At 45.4% G+C, this 21,660-nt stretch carries 22 protein-coding genes and 1 pseudogene; 17 read left to right on the plus strand and 6 right to left on the minus strand.

What is annotated here, in order from left to right:
* Window positions 1–12: 12 nt before the first annotated feature.
* The 4 genes from RIG68_RS04895 to RIG68_RS04910 all read right to left on the minus strand — a co-directional run bounded on the left by RIG68_RS04895 (window position 13) and on the right by RIG68_RS04910 (window position 3,130).
* Window positions 13–456, minus strand: coding sequence for an ATP-dependent zinc protease family protein (locus tag RIG68_RS04895; RefSeq protein WP_350119328.1), 444 nt, complete (start codon window positions 454–456; stop codon window positions 13–15).
* A 2-nt stretch (window positions 457–458) separates the two neighbouring features.
* Window positions 459–1,601: a DNA polymerase III subunit gene (locus tag RIG68_RS04900; RefSeq protein WP_350119331.1), complete on the minus strand. Its 1,143-nt coding sequence runs from the start codon at window positions 1,599–1,601 to the stop codon at window positions 459–461.
* On the minus strand, window positions 1,602–2,801 hold the full coding sequence (locus RIG68_RS04905) for a GlmU family protein (RefSeq protein ID WP_350119334.1): 1,200 nt from the start codon (window positions 2,799–2,801) through the stop codon (window positions 1,602–1,604).
* 80 nt (window positions 2,802–2,881) lie between these two features.
* Window positions 2,882–3,130: a type B 50S ribosomal protein L31 gene (locus RIG68_RS04910; RefSeq protein ID WP_350119337.1), complete on the minus strand. Its 249-nt coding sequence runs from the start codon at window positions 3,128–3,130 to the stop codon at window positions 2,882–2,884.
* A gap of 116 nt (window positions 3,131–3,246) precedes the next feature.
* On the opposite strand from RIG68_RS04910, the gene RIG68_RS04915 reads away from it, so the two are divergent.
* Genes RIG68_RS04915 through RIG68_RS04930 form a run of 4 tightly spaced genes read left to right on the plus strand, consistent with a single transcriptional unit; the run spans window position 3,247 to window position 8,405 of the window.
* Window positions 3,247–4,230, plus strand: coding sequence for an aminodeoxychorismate synthase component I (locus tag RIG68_RS04915; RefSeq protein WP_350119340.1), 984 nt, complete (start codon window positions 3,247–3,249; stop codon window positions 4,228–4,230).
* A complete protein-coding gene (locus RIG68_RS04920; RefSeq protein WP_350119343.1) occupies window positions 4,196–4,795 on the plus strand; it encodes an aminotransferase class IV in 600 nt (199 codons plus the stop codon). The genes RIG68_RS04915 and RIG68_RS04920 overlap by 35 nt, the downstream gene beginning before the upstream one ends.
* 29 nt (window positions 4,796–4,824) lie before the next feature.
* Window positions 4,825–6,525 carry a hypothetical protein gene (locus RIG68_RS04925; protein WP_350119346.1) on the plus strand — a complete coding sequence of 567 codons (1,701 nt, stop codon included), beginning with the start codon at window positions 4,825–4,827 and terminating at the stop codon, window positions 6,523–6,525.
* 47 nt (window positions 6,526–6,572) lie between these two features.
* A complete protein-coding gene (locus RIG68_RS04930) occupies window positions 6,573–8,405 on the plus strand; it encodes an ABC transporter ATP-binding protein (protein ID WP_350119349.1) in 1,833 nt (610 codons plus the stop codon).
* A gap of 104 nt (window positions 8,406–8,509) precedes the next feature.
* Here the strand turns inward: RIG68_RS04930 and RIG68_RS04935 are convergent, their stop codons facing one another.
* The gene (locus tag RIG68_RS04935; protein WP_350119352.1) at window positions 8,510–10,027 is read right to left on the minus strand and encodes a hypothetical protein; all 1,518 of its coding nucleotides are present in this window, start codon (window positions 10,025–10,027) and stop codon (window positions 8,510–8,512) included.
* Window positions 10,028–10,411: 384 nt separating this feature from the next.
* Between RIG68_RS04935 and RIG68_RS04940 the strand changes: the two genes are divergently transcribed.
* The 13 genes and pseudogenes from RIG68_RS04940 to RIG68_RS05000 all read left to right on the plus strand — a co-directional run bounded on the left by RIG68_RS04940 (window position 10,412) and on the right by RIG68_RS05000 (window position 20,480).
* Complete coding sequence (locus tag RIG68_RS04940; RefSeq protein WP_350119355.1) at window positions 10,412–12,088, plus strand: ABC transporter substrate-binding protein; 1,677 nt, start codon at window positions 10,412–10,414, stop codon at window positions 12,086–12,088.
* Between the two features lie 80 nt (window positions 12,089–12,168).
* Window positions 12,169–12,561: a hypothetical protein gene (locus RIG68_RS04945; protein ID WP_350119358.1), complete on the plus strand. Its 393-nt coding sequence runs from the start codon at window positions 12,169–12,171 to the stop codon at window positions 12,559–12,561.
* The gene (lpcA, locus tag RIG68_RS04950; protein ID WP_350119361.1) at window positions 12,558–13,133 is read left to right on the plus strand and encodes a D-sedoheptulose 7-phosphate isomerase; all 576 of its coding nucleotides are present in this window, start codon (window positions 12,558–12,560) and stop codon (window positions 13,131–13,133) included. Before RIG68_RS04945 ends, lpcA begins: the two co-directional genes overlap by 4 nt.
* Entirely contained in the window at window positions 13,133–14,671 is a 1,539-nt protein-coding gene (locus RIG68_RS04955; protein WP_350119364.1) for a YifB family Mg chelatase-like AAA ATPase, read from the plus strand. The genes lpcA and RIG68_RS04955 overlap by 1 nt, the downstream gene beginning before the upstream one ends.
* A gap of 80 nt (window positions 14,672–14,751) precedes the next feature.
* On the plus strand, window positions 14,752–15,471 hold the full coding sequence (locus tag RIG68_RS04960; RefSeq protein ID WP_350119367.1) for a hypothetical protein: 720 nt from the start codon (window positions 14,752–14,754) through the stop codon (window positions 15,469–15,471).
* 158 nt (window positions 15,472–15,629) lie between these two features.
* Window positions 15,630–15,767, plus strand: a pseudogene (locus RIG68_RS04965) (magnesium chelatase subunit ChlI family protein); the annotation flags it as partial.
* An 84-nt stretch (window positions 15,768–15,851) separates the two neighbouring features.
* Complete coding sequence (nadC, locus tag RIG68_RS04970; RefSeq protein ID WP_350119370.1) at window positions 15,852–16,715, plus strand: carboxylating nicotinate-nucleotide diphosphorylase; 864 nt, start codon at window positions 15,852–15,854, stop codon at window positions 16,713–16,715.
* 3 nt (window positions 16,716–16,718) lie between these two features.
* Window positions 16,719–17,192 (plus strand): YcxB family protein, encoded by a 474-nt coding sequence (locus tag RIG68_RS04975; protein ID WP_152001753.1) that lies wholly within the window; start codon window positions 16,719–16,721, stop codon window positions 17,190–17,192.
* 47 nt (window positions 17,193–17,239) lie between these two features.
* Window positions 17,240–17,665 (plus strand): regulatory protein RecX, encoded by a 426-nt coding sequence (locus RIG68_RS04980; RefSeq protein ID WP_350119373.1) that lies wholly within the window; start codon window positions 17,240–17,242, stop codon window positions 17,663–17,665.
* A gap of 105 nt (window positions 17,666–17,770) precedes the next feature.
* Window positions 17,771–18,160: a DoxX family membrane protein gene (locus RIG68_RS04985; protein ID WP_350119376.1), complete on the plus strand. Its 390-nt coding sequence runs from the start codon at window positions 17,771–17,773 to the stop codon at window positions 18,158–18,160.
* Between the two features lie 77 nt (window positions 18,161–18,237).
* On the plus strand, window positions 18,238–18,759 hold the full coding sequence (locus RIG68_RS04990; RefSeq protein WP_350119379.1) for a DinB family protein: 522 nt from the start codon (window positions 18,238–18,240) through the stop codon (window positions 18,757–18,759).
* Between the two features lie 30 nt (window positions 18,760–18,789).
* Window positions 18,790–19,866: a hypothetical protein gene (locus tag RIG68_RS04995; RefSeq protein ID WP_350119382.1), complete on the plus strand. Its 1,077-nt coding sequence runs from the start codon at window positions 18,790–18,792 to the stop codon at window positions 19,864–19,866.
* Window positions 19,863–20,480 (plus strand): LysE family translocator, encoded by a 618-nt coding sequence (locus RIG68_RS05000; RefSeq protein WP_350078456.1) that lies wholly within the window; start codon window positions 19,863–19,865, stop codon window positions 20,478–20,480. Before RIG68_RS04995 ends, RIG68_RS05000 begins: the two co-directional genes overlap by 4 nt.
* Here the strand turns inward: RIG68_RS05000 and RIG68_RS05005 are convergent.
* Complete coding sequence (locus RIG68_RS05005) at window positions 20,467–21,660, minus strand: lipoprotein N-acyltransferase Lnb domain-containing protein (RefSeq protein WP_350119386.1); 1,194 nt, start codon at window positions 21,658–21,660, stop codon at window positions 20,467–20,469. The two genes, RIG68_RS05000 and RIG68_RS05005, sit on opposite strands and share 14 nt — an antisense overlap.

Raw genomic sequence — 21,660 nt, forward strand, 5'->3', positions numbered from 1 at the left:
TTTAATTTTTCTCTACTTTGCAAGCTTCATCTTAAAAGAAAGGTTTTCTTCCCGCACATCAACGACAAACCCCTTTTTTAAAAACTTGCGACCCAAAAGTACTGGGAATTTCATACCTGAACGATCAGTCAACGAAAATTCTGTTCTGAACTTTTTACCAAATAGTACCAGGCGAGTTTTGATAATCACCCTGTTTTCGATGTGGCCGGTTGAGCTTTTGATCTTCCGCTGGGTAAAATCACTTGTCTCAAATTTAGTGCTGCCCTTTCGTCCGATGGTCGCACCCGAAATCTGAAAGCTGACTGTTGGCGTGCCCTCCTTGTCAATTACCTTAATTCTGGAACAATGCAAAGCAGAAGTGAAAGCGCCCGTATCTATTTTCGCCTTAACATCGAAAAGGCCCAGCTCCGGAAGGTCAATGATATCATTTCGGCCAATGGTATAGCTGCTCTTCATTCTCATTGGTATTGGATCACCCCTGTTCTTAGAAGCCCAGCCATTTGAAGTGACAAATCCATAAACAAAATCCGTGGATTCGCATTTCGTTCCAGATGATAAATAGAGTCGTTCAACAGCCTCGATGCCGATTCAATGACGGGAAGGGATATCGACTTGGCAAATTTGCTGACAAACTCTTCCTCATGAGGCATTGTTCTCTGCAAGCTGGCCTCTCCGGCTTTTACGATTAGTGACTCCCTGAAGATGCTAAGGCCGTATTCGAGCAGGCTTCGCTGAGCCATTTTCGACATGCCGTTGAACTTATCAGTGAGCCCGGCCATGCCCTCAAAATCCGACGACCAGCAAATCCGCATCCACTCTCTGAAAATGGTCGTCGACTCGTCTTCGACCTCGTTGAGCAGGCTCAGCGCCAGGTTCATATTGCCAGCTGCCAGCCGGGCCACCGACTGTGCTTTGGCTGCGTCCACTTCGGCCGTTTTTACAAGGTAGTCCGCCACTTCCTCGTCAGTAAAGCCCCTGATACTTACCAGTTGCGTCCGACTAATGATGGTGTTAATGATGGCTTCATAGTTGTTTGAAATGAAGAAGAAAAAGGTGTTTTCCGGTGGCTCCTCCACTATCTTCAGCAAGGCATTGGCCGCCTGAATATTCATTTTTTCGGGTTGCCAAATGAGCATGGCTTTATACCTACCCTCAAAGGCTTTCAACGACAAGGCGCTGATAATCTGCCGGCTCTCTTCTCTGTAAATAATAGCCTGCTTGCTCTCCGCTCCAAAATGGCGAGTCCAGTCAGCTAAATTGCCATAGGGCTGTTCTATCAGAAAAGGCCTCCACCACTTCAGGTAGTTTTTACAAACCACCTCCTTAAAATCTTTGTTGGGAATGTCTGCAATGGGAAAGGCGAATGTAACGTCTGGGTGAACCAGCTTTGCCATTTTGCTGCATGAAGGACATGCGCCGCAGGAATCGGTGTCGCCTGGCTTGTCGCAGTTGATGTACGTAATAAAGGCTAGCGCCAAAGAAAGGTTGGCACTGCCTTCGGGCCCGTTGAAAAGCTGGGCATGCGCCATGTGATTCTTTTGCACCGAGGCAATCAGCCTCGATTTCTCCTCTATTAGTCCTGGTATGTCTCTAAATTGCATCTATTCTTCCTCCCACGACCTGAATTTAGCTGACCTTTCGAACACTTCCATCAATATTGCCCTTTCTGTTTCGTCCAAAGGCATTTTTCTTCTTTCCAGCACTCTGCTGGCGGTATCAAGTGCCTGCTCAATTCTGTAGGTCGCAAAGCCATCTGAGCCACCCCAGGTAAACGAGGGAACGAAAGACCTGGGGAAGCCACCACCAAAAATATTGGCACTTACCCCAACTACCGTACCTGTATTGAACATGGTGTTAATGCCACATTTGGAGTGGTCGCCCATCAATAAGCCGCAAAACTGCAGTCCGGAATCAACGAAGGCCTCATCAGTAAAGCTCCAGACTTTTACATTGGCATAATTATTTTTTAGGTTGGAGGCATTAGTATCGGCCCCGAGGTTACACCATTCACCTAAAACAGCGTTGCCCAGATAGCCGTCGTGCCCTTTGTTGCTATTGCCAAAAAAAACAGCGTTGGAAACTTCGCCTGATACCTTACAATAAGGCCCTACGGTGGTGTTTTCACGGATAGCTGCGCCCATGCCAATAATCGAATGCTCGCCCATGGCAAAGGGCCCTCTTATCATGGCTCCTTCCATTATCTGAGCATTCTTTCCTATATAAACAGGCCCGGTTTCAGCATTGATGATCGCACTTTTGATGGAGGCTCCAGGCTCAATGAAAACATTTTCAGGATTGTAAACCCGGGTAAATGGGTCTGTGATGTCTTCGGAAATTCTTCCTGCGGTGACTAAGTCGAAGTCGCTGCGAATCTGCACGCCATTCCACTGAAAAATTCGCCAGGGACGATCAATCAAATGGGCCTCACCTTCAAAAACCACTTTTTTCTCCAACTTGACGCTGGCAAGCTCACCGTATGGAATTTGGGCAGAAGAATGTAAAGCGGCGAGATGATCGCCAACCATCAGCCCTTCCCCTTCTCCAAGGTTAATGACAGCCTGAACCAGCGATTCGGTAGGGCACAAGGCGCCACTGATATAGAAATTATCAGATGTGAAGTGAGTGGGAAATTTAGCAGACAGGTAATTCTCTGTGAGAAACGACACTTTATGGCCAGTAAGCTTCTGCCATTTCTCATTCACCTTTAGTATACCTATCCGTATGTCTGCCAAAGGGCGGGTATAGGTAAACGGTAAAAGCTGGAGGCGCAGAATAGGATCGTCGAACAGAATAATATTCATAGCGCAAAAATAAAAAAGTCTTTAGGAACTAAGCATCCTAAAGACCTTTTGAACAAACTTCTTTTCAGAAGAGATTTTGCTTATTTCTTATTTACATAGCGCTTGTTGAATTTCTCAACACGGCCAGCAGTATCCACAAACAGTTTTTTTCCGGTGTAAAAAGGGTGTGAAGCTGAGCTCACTTCCACTTTCACTACGGGATATGTGTTACCATCTTCCCACTTAATGGTTTCCTCAGAGTTCATTGTCGAGCGAGTTATAAAAGAATAGTCGCTTGAAGTGTCCTGAAATACCACTTCTCTGTATTCTGGATGTATGTCTTTTCTCATTTTGAAAGTCTTTTAAGGAACTGATTCCTAAATCGGACGGCAAATATAACAAAAGCTTTTTTTTGCTCCAATTGTGAACGCCAAATATTTACCTTTGATGTTTAATAATCAGTCATTTGAGTCTATCCGCATTCATAGAATTGCTCAACAAGAAGGGGAAAGATAGGGTTCCATTCTTTTTTGTGGTCGACTTTGAGCTGCACAAACCGCAAGTTTGGGACATTGACTCACTTATTGACGAGAATATTCTGTTCAACTTCGAAGGGTTTTCCAATCACCCGGAAAAAAGAGCTATCCCTGTTCACGTCGAAAAAATCTATCCGGTTTTTGAATCGTATCAAAATGCTTTTAATCAGGTTTACCCGCATTTACAAGTCGGCAATTCCTTTTTGGTGAATCTTACTGCCAAAACTGAGCTCATTACATCGGCTAGCCTACCCGACATCTATCATGCCTCATCCGCCAAATACAAAATGCTCTATAGAGGTGAGTGGGTCGTTTTTTCTCCAGAAACTTTCGTAAGAATTTCAGGAAATATCATCGAAACCCGCCCGATGAAAGGCACCATTGATGCTGATTTGCCTGAAGCGGAGGCTAAATTGCTCAACGACCCAAAAGAGCTTGCTGAGCACGTAACGGTTGTAGACCTTCTGAGAAACGATTTAAGCAGAGTGAGCCAGAATGTGCAGGTGGAAAAATTTAGGTACATCGAAGAGATCCGCACCAACGGCAAACACCTGCTTCAATCCAGCTCAAAAATTACCGGCAGATTGCCAACTCACTATGAGGGTAATTTGGGGGGGATTATCACGGAACTGCTACCTGCCGGCTCCATTTGTGGTGCTCCGAAGCCAATGACTTGCAAGATCATAGAGGAGGCCGAGGGTGAACAAAGAGGCTACTATACTGGCGTTGCCGGATACTTTGATGGCGCCAGCTTGAACAGCTGCGTATTGATTCGCTACATAGAAAAGGTCGGCGATCAGCTTTTTTACCGAAGTGGCGGCGGCATCACAGCGCAAAGCCATGCCCATCAAGAATACCAGGAACTAATCGACAAGGTGTATGTACCTACTATTGGAGTCTATCAAAATAGCTAACGGCCAGCCCCAAAATTTACTTTGGCATCAGCGGCGGCTCGATGCAAGTCGGCAGGAAGTTTTTGGAGTTGGGCTGCCGCCGATCAACCTTTTGGAGGTACTCGATACTTCCCAGCTCGACAACCACACAATCTATAAGGCGAGGGTAATTTATGGTGAGGAGCTTAACAAAGTCGAAATAGAATCCTATTCTGTCAGACCGATCCAATCGATAAGGGTGTTGGAAGCAAACCACCTCGATTACCGTCACAAGTATGCCGACCGATCAACTATCAATACACTTTTCAACCAAAGAGACGCTGCAGATGACATATTGATCGCTCGAAATGGCTTACTCACCGACTGCAGCTATGCCAATGTTTGCTTCTGGGACGGATCGAAATGGTACACTCCTTCAGAACCCCTGCTGGCTGGTACCAAAAGAGTTTCGCTACTCAAAAAAGGCCTGATCTACGCACGAAAAATCGGGGTCAACGACATTAAATTCTTTGAGTCCGTCACACTCATCAACGCCATGCTTGACCCAGGCACAATTGTGCTGTCAACGAGCCAACTCATTTATTAACCAGATAAACCTGCTATTTTAGCGGCTGCATGCAAAAACACATAGCCTTTGTTTTTCTTCTATCCTGCCTGGCTCTAACTGAGTCATTTGCCCAAAGCGCCAATGTGCCACTGTGGAGCGACTACTACCATCTGCTTGACCGGTATGAGATCAAAAGCGGCCAGATGCACGATGGCTATTTTAGCTCTTTCAAACCAACACAGCGCCGGTCGATCGCTGCTTTTGTCGATTCGGTGTCTAACATAGGTGTTTTTGAGAGTTCGTCTGACAAGTTCAACGAAAAATACCTTCGACAGGACAACTGGGAGTTCTTTACCGACAGTCTGGGAGTAGCACCTGCCAGCAAAAAGCCTATTCTGAAATATTTCTATAGAACACCATCCGATGCCTTTCACGTGCGGGAAGATGGTATTGACCTTCACGTCAGCCCTGTTTTTCAGTTTGATGTGGGCCACGACGCAAATTCGCCCTCAACACCATTTATCAATACACGTGGAATAGTAGTGCGGGGTAGAATCGATGAAAAGTTGGGCTTCTACACCTACCTCACCGAGAATCAGGCAGTGTTTCCGGCCTACACCCAGCGCTGGATTGATCGCTGGCATGTGGTGCCCAACGAAGGCTTCTGGAAGCGATTTGGAGAAGCCGGAACCGACTATATTGCCGCAAATGGCTACTTGACTTTTAGTCCCACAAAACACATTCATTTACAAGCAGGCCATGATAAACTCTTCGTGGGCAATGGCATGCGGTCGATGTTTCTTTCCGACTTTTCGAATAACTACTTTTTCCTTCGGTTCAATGCGAAGATCTGGAAGTTCAATTATACCAACGTCATTGCCCGGCTCAAGGCTGATGTTTTCTACTACAACGACGGGCTGCTAGGCACTAAGGAGTTCCCCAACAAAAATCTGGTGATGCACCAGCTCAACTGGCAGGTCACCAAAAACTTTAACGTGGGCCTATTTGAGGCAGTCATGTTTTCGCCGGAAGATTCGTTACGCACGGGTTCCTTCGATCCCAACTACCTGAACCCATTTATCTTCTACAGGGGGCTCGAACAGCAGCTGGGCAGCCCCGACAATGTGCTTGTTGGCTTTGATGCCAAATGGAATTTCGCTCACCACTTTTCGGCTTACGGGCAATTCCTTCTCGACGAACTATCATTTACCAACCTAAAAAACAATACAGGCTGGTGGTCGAACAAATACGCCTACCAACTCGGTTTGAAATGGGTGGATGCGGGCAACGTCTCCAATCTCGACCTTCAGCTGGAACACAACTACGCACGGCCCTACACCTACGCACACCAAAGTAGCTATACGAGCTTCACTCATTACCGGCAACCACTCGCCAACCCACTGGGGGCAAATTTTAAAGAATGGGTAGCCGTGCTCCGATACCAACCGGCTGGGAAGCTCCAACTAAGCGCCAGGGCAATGCTTGCTTCCCAGGGAGAGGATACACTGACATCGAACTGGGGGCGAAACCCACTGCTGCCCTACGCAACTTTCGAGCAGGAATTCGGAAACTTCACCGGCCAGGGAGTAGCTACAAAAATTAATCTGGTGAGCTTACAGGCCAGCTATCAGTTGCTTCACAACCTTTTCATCGATGCCAGGTTCATTTACCGGAAAGAGCAACAAGAAAGTATTTCGCTGCGTAACAATGACCAGTTCTTTGGTTTCGGCATCCGGCTCAATACCGACACAAAACATCATTATTTCTAATTGACACCATTACACTCTACCTTTGCGCCCTCACTTCAAGTAGTTGAATGAAAACCTATTTCAGACTTCTTTCTTTTGCCCGCCCTTTCGGGAAGTTTATCCCTACCTATATATTGGTCACCATTCTTCAGGTGGCTTTCAGTCTTGTGAACTTTGCCGTCCTCATCCCTCTGTTGGAAATTCTCTTCGATCAGATAGAGCCGGAAAAGCTGGAGAACCTTAAACGTCTTCCTGAATTCACGATTAGTGTGGATTATTTCAAATCGCTTTTCTACTATCATTTTTCTGGCTTCATCGAAACTGCCGGAAAAAGTGGCGCCCTTAAATTTGTATGCGCAGTCATTGTGGTTTCCGTGTTCCTCTCTAATTTGTTCAGGTATCTCTCAGCGGTAATGCTGGCAAAAATAAGGGCGCTGGTCATTAAGAACCTCCGCAGCCTGGTATACGAGCGTATTCTTGCTTTCCCTGTAAGCTTTTTTACTGAGCGTAGAAAAGGAGACATTACCAGCCGTGTGACCAACGATGTGCAGGAGGTAGAACACTCGGTGGTTAGTACTTTGAAGGTGCTGTTCAAAGAGCCAGCCATGATCATAGGCTATTTCGCTGTGCTCTTCAGCATGTCTGTAGAACTCACCTTGTACACAATGCTGCTTCTACCTATCTCCGGCGGTCTTATCGCCGGCATTGCCAGGCGACTCAAAAAGCGGGCACATCAAAGCCAGCAGGCTTTGGGAAATATCAACAATATCCTTGATGAGAGCATCGGCGGCATTCGGATTATCAAGGCGTTCACTGCTACCAAGTTTGTTTTCCAAAAGTTTATCAAAGAGGTTCAATACTATGCCAGAAAAAATGTCTCCATCGCAAGAAGGTACGAAATGGCCGGCCCAATTTCAGAGTTCCTCGGGGTCTCCGTTGTCGCTGGCCTGCTTCTTGTTGGTGGCAACCTTATCTTGGAGGACAATTCTACCCTCACACCGTCCGAGTTTCTAGCCTTTCTTATCATATTTTCACAGATACTGCCGCCTGCAAAGGCCATGTCTGCTTCATTCAGCAATATCCAAAGGGGGCTGGCAGCAGGCGAAAGAATCTTCGAGGTTATCGATACTCATTCCGCCATCACAGATGCTCAAAACTCTACGGTGCTTCCATCTTTTAGTACGTCAATCGAATTTAAAAATGTATCGTTTGCCTACGAAAAAGAACTGGTACTGAAAAATATCAACCTGAGTATCCCAAAAGGGAAAACAGTAGCGCTTGTCGGCCCGTCCGGAGGCGGAAAATCCACTCTTTCGGACCTTATCCCAAGGTTTTACGACCCCAACGAAGGAGAAGTGTGTATCGATGGAAAACCGCTGACCTCCTACACCATGGACTCCATTCGCAAGCAGATGGGTATTGTTACCCAGGAGTCCATTCTCTTTAACGACACGGTGCTGAATAACATCGCCTTTGGAGTGGCTGATGCTGATGAAGAAAAAGTGATCGCTGCCGCCAAAATCGCCAATGCGCATGAGTTTATTGCTGAAATGCCTGAAGGGTATTATACAGAAATAGGAGACAGGGGCGTGAAACTCAGCGGTGGCCAACGGCAAAGGCTAAGCATTGCACGGGCTATTTTCAAAAATCCCCCTATCCTGATTCTTGATGAGGCCACTTCGGCACTTGATTCGGAATCGGAGAAACTGGTGCAGGAGGCCCTTACCAACCTGATGAAAAACCGCACGTCGGTAGTGATTGCCCACAGGCTGAGTACGATACAAAATGCCGACCTTATTGTGGTATTACAGAATGGACAAATCGCCGAGCAGGGAACCCACAATGAGTTGATTGCCAAAGCAGGCCTTTATTCCAGGCTGATCGAAATGCAGTCGTTCTAGAAAATCTACCCTGGCTCAAAAGAATAAAAACCCTGCTGACAGAGCCAGCAGGGTTATATTGTCATATCAACATATGACAAGCATCGACCTAATCAAAGTTTCATCTACCGGCCGAAATCAAGCTTGACGAATGAATGCTCCATATTTTGTAGCATCATTTCCCATAGCTGTTCGTAAGGCACAATTTCTATTTCTGCAAAGGCATCACCAGGTTCTGGCGTGCCTTTCAGTCTGTTGAAATATTTTTCCCCTTTCTTCGCCGCAATAGTTGGGTTGAAGCTGCTTTCCACCATAATAGTGATCAACTTAAGGAACAGCTTCTCCCGCTGACTTTCCGGATTTTCGTTGAGGTAGCGATAAATATACTTTTCCGTGTTTGGCAGCCTGGCCAGCGCAACATCTAGTTTATCTTTCTTCATTAAATCGATAAACTCAAGAATCATAATGGCCACCATGAGCCCCTGCTTATCCTGAGTATAAAAGGGCAGCTTCTGATAAATCTTGGAGAAATCGATCACATCCTCCACGTCCCTATTTGGCATAAGAAAGAACAAGTAGGCTTTGTACAACTCCCACCTCTCTTTTGCCCTTTGCGAAATCTTTTCCATGTGCGGGTTTCTATAGGCCTGACCGATCAAATCATCCGCCAACTCGTAGTTTCCGCTATGCAGCGCCATCAAGAAGTAGTTCTCCATATGAGAAAACCAATTGCGTGAAGAACGACCAATATGCTCTAACCCAGATTTGGCATAGGTCATACCGTTTTTGTAATCCTTAGCTCTCAGATATGCGTACGTTTTTATGAAAACATTGTACCTCATATGGAATCTAAGTGGGTTAACTACTCCACTTTTCACCATCCGCTCAGCTTCTCCGGTAATTTCAAGAATACCTTCAAATTCACCCAGAAGCTCATTTGATCTGATTTTTAGGTGATAATAGCTCTCAAATACATTAAAAGACTTACTTCTCTCCCAAAGAACTTGCAATTGCCGCACAGACTTCAAAGTTGAATCTAGGTGAGTCTTCCTAGAATGAACTGACTTTTGAAGTTGCATTTTTTTCATGCAGAAGATGCTTTCAGCCTCCTCCTCTATTTTAAGCAACTCCTCATACTTTTTGATTCGTCCAATGGTCTTCCTCAAATGGTTGGGTCTGCACATTTGAGAATAAATCGTCCTCAATATTCTTAGGCCTGAGAGTGTTAATTCTGTAAACTCCGACTCTCTTGATATTGCTAACGCCTTGTTGATATGCTTTTCAGCCAGTTCATACTCGCCTTCCTTAAACAATATTTTAGCTCTGAAAACGTAACTGTGACATTCCTGCTCATACGGGAATCCGATGTTTACTTTAGAGTCGTTGAAATCAACAAAATAAAGCAAATTATAGAGTTTGTATCTAAGCCGTGACTTGAGCATTCGGAAGCGCTGGTCGGTGGAATCCGATTCATACATTCCCAAAGAGGCTTCATCGTCTGTATTATATAGTCCTTTCTGAATTCCATTAAAAAGCTGTTGCTCTTTGCTCGGGTTTTCATCATGACTAATAACATCAATCAGAGATACATTTTTCTTTACCCTTGTTGTTATAATCCGTACTAATTTTTTTATCTCCTCCATTTCAATACAATTACTTACTTGCTAAATACTCACTAGGTTAATATATACACCATAACAACTACATTTTGTTATAGTTACGTCAAGTTACAAAGTGTCAGTTTTTTTTCCAAAGCGCAGCCACATCTTCGTGCCATACAATTTTAAACATTTAAATCGCTTGACCTATGGCACAGTATGTTTTCTTTATGATTCTATCTTTAGGACTTTATTTTTCCGCTCCTAAAACAACCACTTCCAACGTTTCAAAAAAGCCAAAGAAATCACTCCACATCATTAAAACGGACGGCGGAGACGATACTTGGGAGCCGGGTGGAAAATAATCCAATAAACTACTAATAATCATTTCTCAGGTTTAAATTAGCTCCTCTTTGAGGGGCTTTTTTTATGAATCAGAAACTAAGGTTATTTGGATATTCTCTTCTCTTTCTAGCTGGATGCAATTCGCAGGTTGACGACCCTTCGCAATTGAGGATCCAAATCAATAGCTTCCCAGAGAGCTTTTCACCCATCAAAACAAACGAGTTCGATGGAATTATATTTCAATTTTTAAGCGAAAGAGATTCGACGGATAAGATAGTCTCAAATTTAGCGGAACTTTCTGAAAAAATAGCTATAAATGACACAATTAGTTTATTCGGCTTTACACTAAAGAGCTCAGCTAAATGGGCACATGGCATTCCTGTGTCAAAAGAAGACGTGTTTTTTACCTTAAAACTCAATAAATGCAGGCTTAGAAGCGGCATTTCTTCAGGAAACTTTCATTTGGATGCCATCAAAGCTTTTTACCCAGACTCTTCCAACGCCCGGTTTTTTCAGCTCGAAACGCATGGCAACCCGGAATATAGCAGGTCAGTAGCAGGAGATTTCCTTGTCATGCCCGAAAACATTTTTGACCCTCAAAAAACACTGAGAGATTATAGCCTGGAAGAGATAGGTAGCTTTAACGAGGACAACGCCCCGGATGATGTAAAAAAATACTTCGAGGCCTTCAATGGCATTGCCCCTTACGATTCCGTCTACTTCAAAGGTTCTGGCCCTTACCAAATCGAGAGCTATTATCCTGACCAAAGCATTAGTCTATCACTCGCCGAAACAGACAAAGAGAGGCTGCCTTCGCAGTTCCAATTGGCAGGTAAGATCAACTATGTGATGATTACTGACCCTACGGCCGCCAGATTTGCTTTGCAAAACAATGAAGTAGACGTTATTACCCAGGTGCCCGCCACCGAGTTTGTTCAGCTGGAAGCCTTTAATAAAACCTCAAACACGCTTAATCTCTACAGACAAGCCGGATTCAAGTTTGTGTTTTTTGGCTTTAATACCCGTCGGCCAAAATTTAGCAGCAAGAACGTGAGAATTGCTCTTTCCCATATTATTGACGTTCAGGGCATTATCGACGCAGTGCGCCTTGGTTATGCTGAGCCTACCGTGGGGCCAGTAAACCCGGTGTTGTCGGATCTGTACAACGACGACATAAGTACCTACACCTTCAACCCAGACCAAAGCAGGGAACTGCTCGAAAAATCAGGATGGAGCTTCGACGGGAATAACTGGAAGAATGACGCCGGAGAGACACTTGACTTCGAGCTCACTTACAACGGGACGAATCCGGATTATCAAAAAATAGCGCTGATTGTGCAAAGCGAGGCAAAGAAAATAGGCGTGCAGGTAAATCTGGCGCCGGAGGAGTCAGCCACGCTTTTAAAAAGGCTGCGATCGCACCAGTTCGAAGCTGTGCTCTATTCATTTGTTGGCTCACCACGAGCCTATGATTACTCACCGTTGTTCCACACAGCGTCGGCTGCTCCCGGTAAGATGAATTTCTCTGGCTTCGGAACTGATCAAAGCGACCAGGAAATTGAAAAAGCAATCTTATCCACCTCTAGAGAGGAAATGGCCGTTCATTTGAAAAAATTGCAACAAATCCTGTACGTGGAGCGACCAATTGTCTTTCTCTATTTTGAGCAAAGCCTCATCGCAACGTCGAAGAGGTTTCCTCGTTTAAACATTAGTTATTATCGTCCTGGGTACGATCCAGTTGGGTTCTACCAGACACGCTAGTCCTGAAATTGAAGTATATCGATTTTTTGTTTAATCACTCATTCTAACTACATTTTAGCCTCATTAGTTATCAAAAAATAATGCTTAAACGCTTTAGGTACATATTTTATCTGGTCTACATCCTTTACGCTTTGATGCTCCTCTACCTTTGCGTTAAACTTCTGAAAGTGCCAGATGCCACTGAAGATGCCTTCTACCTTTATTTAAAAGAAACATTCGGAGGTTATTTTGGTGTGATCTCTTTTCTTGAAACTTACTTCAGGTCGTTCCAGATATTTACCATTCTTGCTGTTGTATTTAGCTTCCTCATACTTTTCTCTGACTTTTTTGGGAAGCTTTTCCTTAGAAGAAAGATTACCCGGCTTGAAGGGGAGGTCAATGATTTGAAAGCCAAACTTTACGACAAGGAGCAGAAGAAACCCGGCCCTCCATTAGTTACAACAACACAACCAAGCTCTTCCGACGAAAAATGAAAGAATTGATCGAGCATGAGCTTAAAGAGGCTCATCAACTTCTTGAAAAGTTTCTCTCAGACCCTGCTACTGCTCAAAGCATCGAAAAGGCAGCTGAGCTTATGGTAAAGAGCATTTCGGAAGGAAAAAAAATAATTTCTTGTGGGAATGGTGGCTCAATGTCGGATGCCATGCATTTTGCCGAAGAGCTGAGCGGCCGATACCGGGGAGACAGACCGTCAATTCCTGCCGTTTCAATTTCCGACCCTACCCACATTACCTGCGTGGGCAACGACTACGGCTTTGATTACATCTTTTCAAGATATGTTGAGGGAATTGGGCAGCCCGGCGATGTGCTGCTTGGTATTTCAACAAGTGGCAATTCAAAAAACATTATCGAAGCAGTGACCAAGGCAAAGGAAAAAGGATTGCATGTTGTTTTGCTAACCGGAAAAGATGGAGGTAAACTCGCCAACGCCGGCGATGTTGAAATCAGAGTTCCGCACTTTGGGTTTGCCGACAGAATTCAGGAAATCCACATCAAGGTCATTCATATTTTCATTCTTCTCATCGAAAAGAAATTGGGATACTAATGCTGGCAAAAACTTTCGGAAGCGCAGTGTATGGAGTAGATGCCTCTATTATCACAGTTGAGGTAAATGTGAGCGCCGGCACCAAGTTTCTTATGGTGGGACTGCCAGACAATGCCGTTAAAGAGAGTGAACAACGTGTAGAGTCGGCCATCAAATACTTTGGCTATTCGATGCCGAGGATAAAAACGGTAGTGAACCTCGCTCCAGCAGATATAAAAAAGGAGGGCTCATCCTACGACCTCCCCATCGCTTTGGGCATTCTAAAGGCATCGGGTCAGCTCACTACAGAGCTACTGGAGCAGTACATTATTATGGGTGAGCTGTCCCTCGATGGATTGCTAAGGCCCATAAAAGGTGTTCTGCCTATTGCCATTGAGGCTCGGAAACAAGGATTTAAAGGGTTTATCCTACCAAAGGAAAATGCTTCTGAAGCGGCCATCGTCGACAAGCTCGATATTATTGGCGTCGAGACCATCAATGAAGCCATTGAGTTTGTGGAGGGCAGACTGGAGATCGAGCCACTAAAAAAAGATACAAGGAGCATTTTCGAAGATACCTACGATGGGTATGAGGCAGATTTTGCTCAGGTGCAGGGGCAGGAAAATATCAAAAGGGCGCTGGAAATAGCCGCCGCCGGCGGTCACAATGTGATCATGATAGGGCCGCCGGGTGCTGGCAAAACGATGCTGGCAAAACGCCTGCCCTCTATACTGCCGCCACTGAACCTACACGAGGCCCTAGAAACAACCAAAATTCATTCTGTTGCCGGCAAGCTGGGGGCTCACGCTTCACTTGTAGCTACGAGGCCTTTTCGCTCGCCGCACCACACAATTTCTGACGTTGCGCTTGTTGGAGGCGGTGGCATTCCACAACCAGGAGAAATTTCTCTGGCTAACAATGGCGTGCTGTTTCTGGATGAGCTGCCCGAATTTAAACGAACAGTGCTGGAGGTAATGCGGCAGCCACTGGAAGAACGTAGAGTCACTATATCCAGGGCAAAAGTCTCCATCGACTTCCCCGCCAACTTTATGCTGGTGGCGAGCATGAACCCCTGCCCCTGTGGCTATTACAATCACCCTGAAAAGGAATGTGTGTGCCCACCCGGCACAGTGCAGCGCTACCTCAACAGAGTCAGCGGCCCGTTGCTAGACCGCATCGACCTGCATGTGGAAGTGACGCCTGTCTCCTTTGACGAAATGACGGCTGACAGACAAGCGGAAACAAGCACGCAAATCAGGGAAAGGGTGATCAGCGCACGACTGCTCCAAACTGAAAGGTTCAAGGATCACCCCACCATTTTCAGCAATGCGATGATGCCTCCACCAATGGTGAAGGACATTTGCCAGATTAACGAGGCGGGGAAAAAGCTACTCAAGACTGCCATGGAGCGGCTGGGCCTTTCGGCCAGGGCGTACGACCGTATCCTTAAAGTATCCAGGACCATTGCGGACTTGGCCGGAACAGAAGAAATCAGGATCGAACACCTGGCTGAAGCTATTCAGTACCGCAGCTTGGACAGAGAGGGCTGGGCGGGGTAGCGTATGCTTCAAACACCCTCAATCCGAGGAATGGAAAGCCATCGTGTGTGCAACGTAAAGAGCCTAGACTACCAGTGAATATGAAGAAACTATTGTTGAACATTAAAGACATGCGCAGGTTGCATGTCTTTTATTTACTCGTTGTCGTCAATTTCACCGCCGCCCACTTTACCTGGGGACAAGCACCCGACAGTGCCCAAAGAAAAATCAGGTATAGCCTACTATTGGGCGGAGGTGTATCACAGTTCTATATGCAGGAGTTTCCATCGTCTCCCAAATACCGTACAGCGGAATTCCTCATCGGCATACGAGCCAACAAGCCCATTGGAAGAATGTTTTCCATCGTGGCAGGCCTCTCTTTCGGAGCAAAATTCAAGAGAGAGCCTTATTTTAAATTTGATCCAGTTGGAGGGTATTTCTATACCTCAGAACCCCAAGCACTCTCTGGACTCGACAATACGACAAGCAAAGCAAATGCGTATTATCTCAGTCTCCCAATTCTTTTGAACGTCACTATCGGTTCAGATACAAATATTTTTGGTGGTATAAGTGGCCGACAATGGCTACCAAGGGACTCTGACTACATGGATGTATTGCGATCTCAGCAAGAATTTGGATTTCTTTTCGGAACATCCAGAAAAATAAACCCCTTTTTGTCGGCAGGACTGGAATTGTTCTACGGCATAAAAGACATCTACCCCGGGGCTGTTTCGTTTAACGGTTCCCGTTTCATCGATCCTACTGTGACAAATCAAAGCCTCATGATTTTTCTTACCGCTGTATTGCCATCACGGGAGTAGTTCTATCAAGATAGCCGGATATCACAATTAACAGTTTCGCTCTGTAGTGCCTTTCGACTTTTGCTATGCAATTCGTACCAATCGTCGGGAAAAGCATCCAGCTGGATGCCTTCTGTTTCTGGACGCCCTAAATCTAAAGTATACCGATGCTCTATCAAAGTGCCCGTTCTTACGACCGTATTCTTAAAGTATCCAGAACCATCGCAGACCTTGCCGGAACGGAGGAAATCAGGATCGAACACCTGGCCGAAGCTATCCAGTACCGCAGCTTGGACAGAGAGGGCTGGGCCGGGTAATTCGGACTCAACGACCCCCTAAATATTGTCCAAGATTTTCTATCATTCTCCACTAAATAAAAATCGGTTACCTATTTTTGTGACGTGAAACAGGAGGACTTCTTTTATACTCAGCTCAATATCCTTGTGGAAAATGCGCTGGCAGAAGACATAGGCGAGGGAGATCACTCAACTCTTTCCACGGTGCCGGCTGGAAAACAAGGCAAAGCCAGGCTTTTGGTGAAGGACGACGGTGTGATTGCTGGAATGGAGGTGGCAAAATTTATCTTTCATAAGTACGATCCATATCTTCACTTTATTCAGCACATTGAAGATGGATCCACTGTTAAAGTAGGCGATATCGCCTTTGACCTGACAGGAGGTGCCCGGTCCATATTAACCACCGAAAGGCTGGTGCTCAATTGTATGCAAAGAATGAGTGGAATTGCTACCTACACAAATAGTTTAAGTAGCATGATTTCGCATACAAAAGCTAAGCTGCTTGACACGAGAAAAACCACGCCGAACTTCCGGTTGCTGGAGAAAAGGGCGGTTGAAATTGGAGGCGGCAAAAACCATCGCTTTGCACTTTACGATATGATAATGCTCAAGGACAATCATATTGATATGGCCGGCGGCATCAGTTCTGCTATTCAGTCAGCTAAGAGTTACTTGAAAGAGCTCGGAAAAGGCCTTAAAATTGAAGTTGAAACCAGAAGTATGGCGGAAGTAAATGAAGTTTTAGCTGAGGGCGGGGTCGATTTCATCATGCTCGACAATATGAGCACCACAGAAATGAAAAAAGCAGTAGCTTTGATCGCCGGAAAAGCCAAAGTGGAAGCTTCCGGAGGAATAACCGAAAAAACAATAAAAGAGATAGCAGAAACCGGTGTTGATTTTATTTCGGTTGGCGCACTCACACACTCTTATAAAAGCCTGGATTTAAGTTTGAAAGTAGTAATAGAATAATTCATGATCGTAAAAACTAAGAAGTATCAACTTCCAAAAAATACCTATATAAAAATTGCTCTTTGGAGCGTGTTGAAGCAGCAATGGTGGGTTTCCCTCATCTATGTCGGTCTCAATCTGCCAGTGTTTTTTCTACCCAGCTGGTGGTGGTTCATTGGCTCTACCATAGCTCTTGTGTTATATATTCTTTTTTGGCTCATCCAGTTTGCTGGCGCCACTCAAATGGAGCAATTCAAAATTCTTTTTGACAAACTGGGCTATGAAATTGACAGCCGACAGATCCTGATCAAGATAAATACGAAACAGGGGATGCCGATGAAATGGGAAAATATCTCACGTGCCCTAGTCAAAAAAGACGCCTTTACATTGTTCGTGAACAAAGCGCAGATTATTCATCTTCCGTTCAAAGTTTTCAACACCGAGAATGAGGTGAAGTTTGTGGAAACCATTCTGAAAAGAAAAGGCCTTGTCAAATAGCTTTGACTGAAGCAGATAAAAAAAGAATAAAACCGCATTTGTCGAAGATGGCACATTACTGCTCCATACAGGAACGTGCTGTTTCCGATGTTCTCTTGAAATTGCGCAATACTCCTCTGTCAGATGACGACAAGAACCACATCGTAGCAACGCTGAAAAAAGAGGGTTTTCTGGATGAGGCCAGGTATGCCAGAGCCTTTGCGAGCGACAAGTTCAAATTAAATCAGTGGGGCAGAATTAAGATCGGGTATGCTCTTAGAATGAAGCAGCTGGATGGTGCCACTATTGAAGAGGGTCTCGAACAAATCGACGAAGGAGACTACCAACAGCTGATTACTTATCTGGCCACCAGAAAGCTCAAAGATACCCGCTCAACCAGCACCGCAGACCGTAACAACAAAATTGCCAGATTCCTTCTACAGCGTGGCTTTGAACCCGATCTCGTTTGGAAAACCATCCAAGACCTGCCTTGAATTGTCTCGTATTTGACTAAAGCCTGTCTTATATTCGTTCAGAATGATTAAATTCATGTTGATCCTCGTAAACTGTTGAGTTGTTACTTACTCAAATAAAGTCTTATGAAAATAAGGAAGGTAGGTGTACTTGTTCTGCGGATTTTAGCCGCTTTCATTATGCTCCAAACGCTATATTTTAAGTTTACCGGGGCACCAGAGTCCATTTTTATATTCAGCACAATCGGCATGGAGCCCTGGGGCAGGTATATGGTGGGCAGCATGGAGCTGGTTGCGTCAGTACTCTTACTGATTCCAAAAATTTACTGGCTCGGTGGTCTACTGGGTATGGGCCTAATGGCAGGAGCTCTCTTCTTCCACGCTGTCTTTTTGGGCATTGAGGTGCAGGGCGACGGCGGCCTGTTATTTGCTTATGCAGTTATTGTGTTTTTTGCCAGCCTGGTGGCAGTTTTAGATCGTAAGAACGATATCCCTGTTTTAAAAACTTTGATCTGAGTTGATCATTTGTCCTTCATTTGACCGTATTGCAAGCGGAGGATATGTATTTTTATGAGTTTGGATACTTAAGATATATGAACCTAATAACCACCACAGGAAACGTTTTATCGCAGCTTGACGAAGTAATCGTTCAGCTTAAACCAGAAGACTACACTCGACCAGTTAAGCTTCTCAACAATTCAACCATCGGCCAGCACGTACGGCATACACTTGAGTTTTTTATCTGCCTGATGGATGGTACCCCAAGTGGTGTTGTCAACTATGACAACAGAAGAAGGGATAAGATGATTGAGGACGACGGAGACTTTGCCCGGCAAGTCTTAAGAGGAATTGGAGACTTTGTAAAATCCCATAAAGAAAATTCTGCTCTGACTCTTGAAGCAGATTTTGGATCCGCAGAACAGCCAAGAAATGAGCGGGCAATGGTGCGCATACCTTCTAACTACCTTCGTGAATTGGTCTATAATATTGAGCATGCCATTCACCACATGGCGCTGATCAGAGTAGCCATCAACGAGTTTTGCGGGTACGTACAGCTGCCTGAAGACTTTGGCGTCGCCAGTAGTACTATTCGAAGCAGACAGACAAGTAACTAAGCTTCTTCATCACCACCTTATTTCAGTAGTATGCGTCAAAGCGGCTGGCAGCAATTCAAAAGAAAGCTGTTCGAAGTGCCCTTCTTTATGAAGCTTTTCCACTGGGAATTCTGGCCCTTTAATGTTTTTTACTTTCCCGTTTTCATATACTACGCTTTCCTTTCGGCCAAAGCCCGCTCAGTCTTTTTCTTTTCGGCAGCCAACCCAACAATTGAACTCGGCGGCATGCTTGGCGAGTCGAAAGGCGACATCTTTAAGCTCATTCCCGAAAAATATGTCCCAACGACAAGGCGCTTCCCTCCTTCCTCCTCTGCTAAGGATATTACTACATGGATGGAAGCGACTCGGCTCAATTACCCAATTTTGCTCAAACCCGATATAGGAGAAAGAGGGTGGATGGTAAAAAAAATTGACTCATTGGTTGACATTGAGCAGTATTTGAAACGCATCAAGGTCGATTTTCTGGCTCAGGCCTACGTTTCGTATCCCATAGAGCTGGGTTTGTTCTACTATAGGTTTCCTGGCGTAGCAAAAGGCCGAATTTCATCCATTACCCGTAAGGGATTGATGGCGGTGACTGGTGATGGCAAAACCACAGCCCGTAGTCTGCTGACCTCCAATCTGCGAGCCCGTTTGTATATCAAAGACTTCGAAGAAAAGTACCCGGAAAAAATGGATATGGTGCCAGGCAAAGGTGAAACTATTGAGGTAGAGCCAATTGGCAATCATTGCAGGGGCACAACCTTTCTCGACGATACTGGGCTGGCGACAGAAGCGCTGGAAGCTACCTTTGATGAAATTGCAGCTTCTATTCCTGGTTTTCATTTTGGCAGGTTTGACCTACGATGCCAGTCTTATGAAGATCTGGAAAAGGGTATCAACTTTAAAATATTGGAACTGAATGGCGCCGGTGCCGAGCCGGGCCACATTTACCAGCCAGGGAGGTCTATATGGAAAGGCTATCGAGACGTTCTCCATCATTTGAATGTTTTGTGTAATATTGCCATCCAAAATCACCGATTGGGGGTGCCGTATACCCCATTTAAAGAAGGGCTTCGTTTCATCAAAAAAGTCAAAGCCTACAATCGGTTAAAAGAGAGTGAATGAATCTACTCTGGCTATTTGTAGTTGGTTTTGTTTGTAGTTACCTCGGATCGATTCCCCCGGGCGTTATTAATGTCAGTGTGCTTCAGTACGGGCTGCACGGACACCGATCCCTCGGGCTGCGGTTCGGCCTGGCAGCTAGCCTTGTCGAGTTTGTTTACGCTGCTGCCACCGTCCGTTTCCATATTTTTCTGACAGAGAATACCTCCTTCACAGAAGACTTCGAACTGGTGTCTGGGATTGTTCTAACTATTTTAGGAGTCGCCAGTTTACTGAGCTCAAACAAGGCTCCCTCAGAAAAAGCTGTTGAGGAATCGCCCAGGGCTTTTAGAAAAGGCCTGGTAATTGGCGTTACCAATATTATGGTCATTCCATTCTGGCTGGCGGTAACGGCCTATCTGCAAAGCCGAAGCATCGTGATCATCAAAGGCTACGACTTGTTCATCTACGTGGCAGGTATTTCAGCCGGCACTTTTGCCTTGATGGCCAGCGTGGCCTACTTGTCAAACCGCTTCCAAAAGGTGGTGGAAAACCGGAAAACCGTCAACAAAATCCCCGGTATTGTTCTTCTCACGATGGGGCTCTACTCTTTTTACAACTGGTTCATGATGCCCTAAAGGCACTCTTCCTCCAGAAGATAGCCCTTAAACCCAGGGTGAGCATAATTGGCACTAACGCCAGGTGCAACATTTGCGGCAAAAAGCTCCACGAAACTATTACAAGAGCAAGCAGCACCGCCGCTGAAAGCAGGTAAGTGCTGAGCCAATTCGGGGGGCTATTTTTAAATGCATAAAAGGCGACAAATGCATGCAGCGGAAATGCCCAAAGCAGATTGAAATTGTACTGTGAAATATGATCCGTGGCAAACCACAAAAACAACAACAGAATTCCCACTACGCCGACCACAAAAAACAAAGTAAAGTCGAGCCACTTTCTCCGCTTGCCTGCCTTCCATTCTTGCTGCGTAGAAAAACCAACCAGCATAAATACGAGAACAAACACAATGGTGGGAGTGACCAATGAGGCCTGCGATTCTCCTTCCTCTGTTGGCATAAACACAACCTCAGTGGCATTCACAAGTGGCACCTTGCCGTTGCTTCTTTGCAAAGTAGCGCCAGCAAAGGCCTTTTGTATGTATTCAGGCAGATACATGTACTGATAGCCAGTGGCTACCTTATCGATACCCGTGCCTAGGCAAATATCGATACCTAAATCGCCCCAGGGTTGCTGGCCGAGGTTCATATCCATTAGCTGACGGAAGGTCAGATCTTCAGTGACGTAAGAATAGTCAAACGTGATCCGGTCTTTGAAAACCGTTTCCAGCACGTCTCTGATTTTGGTGGCGCAATTATCGTAAATGTAATTGTAGTAGTAATCTCTGTTTTCGGGCTTGTTGTTCTCCACCAAAAAAGCATACAACTGGTGTTTTTCACTGACTGTCAGATTGAGGTTTTGCTCCACAATCGACCTATTCTCTTCTATGTAGGCCTCCTTGAAGTCTTCATACCGGTTGACACCCAATTTGTAAAGGAGCTTCCCCCTGGCAAAGTTTAAGTAGAAATTAGGCTGATTGAAGCTGAAGATACCATAATTGAATACCAGGTCGATACCAGTTTTATGATCCAGCACCCTGAAAGCGCTATGGCCAAAAGCGGTGTACAGTTCTACCTGCGAAGGACCCATGGTCATTACAGATACCGTGGTACTGTCGCTTATAAAGGGTGGTATTTGTGCCAGGCTTTCTGCAAGGCCACTTCCTCCCAACAGGAGGAGGCTGACTAAGACAAACTTTTTCAT

Source organism: Imperialibacter sp. (genome assembly GCF_040222385.1).
Classification (GTDB): Bacteria; Bacteroidota; Bacteroidia; order Cytophagales; family Cyclobacteriaceae; genus Imperialibacter.